The sequence below is a fragment of the Microcystis sp. M53602_WE12 genome, assembly GCF_030065455.1.
Taxonomy (GTDB): Bacteria; Cyanobacteriota; Cyanobacteriia; order Cyanobacteriales; family Microcystaceae; genus Microcystis; species Microcystis aeruginosa.
In genome coordinates this window covers 1-2,705 of the sequence record NZ_JASJFB010000763.1, presented here as the reverse complement: position 1 = coordinate 2,705, position 2,705 = coordinate 1, and the positions used below count along the sequence as shown (strand labels likewise).

The window sequence follows — 2,705 nt, the reverse complement described above, 5'->3', positions numbered from 1 at the left end:
TCAGGTGGTCAATTACCTAATTTTCAGGGAAAAAATCCCTAAATTTTCCCCCCAATCACTCCAATGGTAGGCACTTTTTCAGGGAAAAAAAGTCTAAAAGCCTTATCCAACAAGGTTTTTATATTTATTCAGCAAACCCTAAATACTGTCTGAACCCATTTTTTTGCGCTTCGCTCTTGAAGCAGTTGTCAAAACGTCCACACCATCGGTGAAAGCAGGGAGGCATCGCGACTGGGGTTGTCTCTTTCATCGCTGCTCTCTCAACGTCAAGTGCTTACTCTATAACGATTATACTCTATTATACTCTTGTTGATCGTTTAAGTCCCACTAGGATAAATTGATCTCTAATAACCCCGGTGGTGGCGCAATCTCGATGCGTGCCGCTTTCAGATCCACCAGTGGAACAATTTCTTTGACGAAGGGGACCAAGGCCCTGGCCTCTGAGTCGGAGGATGGACTTTTTTTCTTGACGGAGGCTAGATTTGCTTCTAGTTGCACTGCTAAAATGTCATTACCCGCCCACAAAATATCTACTACAACCCCGATTTTTTCTCCTGTCAGGTGATGATAAACCTCTAAGTTTACTAGCTCACTAACATGATATTCATCCGCTTTTAGGCGAGGTTTTTCTAGTTTATTCGCCCATAATTTATATCCGCGCAAAGCTTCGGCTTGTTCCCGATTTTCAACCCCCTCTAACTTGATAACATAAACATTTTTGCCCGGTAGCTCACGTCCCCTGAGCAGAGTAATTTCTCGGATTTCTCCCCCCTGGGGTCCTTGTATTCCCCTCATCCCTCGCTTCTGAAAACGTTCGGGAAAATCTGATACCGATAAAACTCGCAATTCTCCCTCCAGTCCCTGGGGTGCTACTATTGTCCCAATTTCTAGCCAATTTTCTTCCATTGTCTCGATATTTTTTGCTATAGCTTTCCCTAGTATATAGCCTTTTTTGTCTCGCTCCTAGATTTTAAAAGTCTTGGTAAGCTAAAATTTTTAGTTGACCTCTACTCCTGACCATTTTTTGACTTTTTACTGGTGACTTTTGACTAAATTATGACTATTTGGCAAGCGGATTTTTATAAATCTTCATCTTCTTCACCTCTTGAGACAGTCTGGCAATTGTTAATTTCCGATTCTCTTGGTCATCTTATCTATGAAAATTCCTGTCCCCAATCCCAAGCTAATAGCGACTGGTTAACCCAACAGTTACAGCAAGCTTGTCAAGTCTCCCCTCCGGAAATTATCCAAGTTTTTCGCCCCCAATGCGCCAATTTATTTCTCCTCGCTGGTCAGAATTTACAGATCAAAATTGAGTTAACCCGTCACGTTAACGCTCTGAAAAAACAGCTAGAATTGCGGCAAATCCCCATAAATATCGACTCTCCTCCACCGCAACCCCTACCAGACCAATTTTTAGGTCAAGAGTGGCGTTTTGCTCGCTTTCCCGCCGTTGATTTAGTTAACTTTTTTGGCGATCGCAGAATACCGATTCTTTCCCTACCAGAAGCCTTTTCTCCTTTAAAATTAGGTTTAGCCTCCACTCTCATGATCCCCGGCGTGGTTATTACCGGTGGTAAAAAATCTCTTGCCATCGCTCGTTGGTTAGAGGAAATTAACCCGGTATTTATCGATCATATTCCCACAGAAAGGGGGCGATCGGGCGGTTTAGTCTTGGAATCGGGTCTAAATGAACGTTGGATTTTTCTGACCTACGAAGATGAAGAAGTGGCCCTGGCAGCCAATGTTTATCAAGCAACCAAACAGGAAAGCCAAGGTTTGCACTTTCTCCTGATACAACCGGATGATTCTGGTCGCACTTTTACCGGCTTTTGGCTACTGAAACAAGTTTAACCCCCAAGCTGTCCCCAAGAGGCAAAGAATACCCGCTAAACCCGCTAAAGGTTGGTTATAGATACCTTTGACCCAAACTAACCCAGAATCGCTGTAAGACATCAATTCGGCACTGTCTAGCAAAGCTAATCCCCACACCCAACCGCTATGAAGTCCCCAAGCTAATCCTAAACTACCATGATCGATCGCCCGCGCCCAGACCAGAACCATCCCCATCAGAAATAAACCGGGTAGTTGCGGCAGCGTTTGCTGACGGTCCCAAAGCAGGTGCAGCAGGGCAAAAATTAGGCTAGAAATGGCTCCCGCCACCCAAAAACCGTATTCTTGGCTTAATTGGCTCAAAAAGATGCCCCGAAAGATTAATTCCTCGGTAATACCCACCCAGAGAGCCACTATCAACAGGGGTAAACTCAAGGAAAAAGCGCGAGTGAGGTTTTTGGGCTGCCAATGTACCCATGTCAAAATCCCCTCTAGGAAAAAAATTATCCCTAATCCCACCACTGCCAGGATTAATCCTTTAGTTAGGGAGATAAATAGGGAAAATGACCAAATTAATCCGTAATTATGGAGGCTGCTCCCCTCTATCTTCAATAATCCCCAGATAACTAAGGGAGCCAAGGCGTAAAGAGAGGCCACTAGGGGCAATTTCTGGTCAGGTTTTGTCCCTTGCAGCGGTTGCCATCCCAAACGACTCCCTAAACCAATGGCAATCGGCAGCCAGAGAATTAACCAGGCTAACAGGAAAATAATAATTTTTATTAAGGCGGCAATCTCCATTGTCAATTAGGTGTTACGGAAGTGGGGTGTGGGGTGGGGGGTGTGGGGTGTGGGGAGATGGGGTGTGGGGTGTG

The 2,705-nt window shown here is 44.9% G+C and carries 3 protein-coding genes; 1 reads left to right on the top strand and 2 read right to left on the bottom strand.

Annotated elements, in window-relative coordinates; translation table 11 throughout:
• Positions 1-327 precede the first annotated feature (327 nt).
• Positions 328-906, bottom strand: coding sequence for a ribosome maturation factor RimM (gene rimM, locus PX482_RS23530; protein WP_002759724.1), 579 nt, complete (start codon positions 904-906; stop codon positions 328-330).
• Between the two features lie 150 nt (positions 907-1,056).
• On the opposite strand from rimM, the gene PX482_RS23525 reads away from it, so the two are divergent.
• Positions 1,057-1,854 (top strand): Tab2/Atab2 family RNA-binding protein, encoded by a 798-nt coding sequence (locus tag PX482_RS23525; protein ID WP_288027313.1) that lies wholly within the window; start codon positions 1,057-1,059, stop codon positions 1,852-1,854.
• On the opposite strand, the gene PX482_RS23520 is transcribed toward PX482_RS23525, so the two are convergent.
• Positions 1,837-2,631 (bottom strand): CPBP family intramembrane glutamic endopeptidase, encoded by a 795-nt coding sequence (locus PX482_RS23520; RefSeq protein ID WP_002759726.1) that lies wholly within the window; start codon positions 2,629-2,631, stop codon positions 1,837-1,839. The two genes, PX482_RS23525 and PX482_RS23520, sit on opposite strands and share 18 nt — an antisense overlap.
• Positions 2,632-2,705 lie beyond the last annotated feature (74 nt).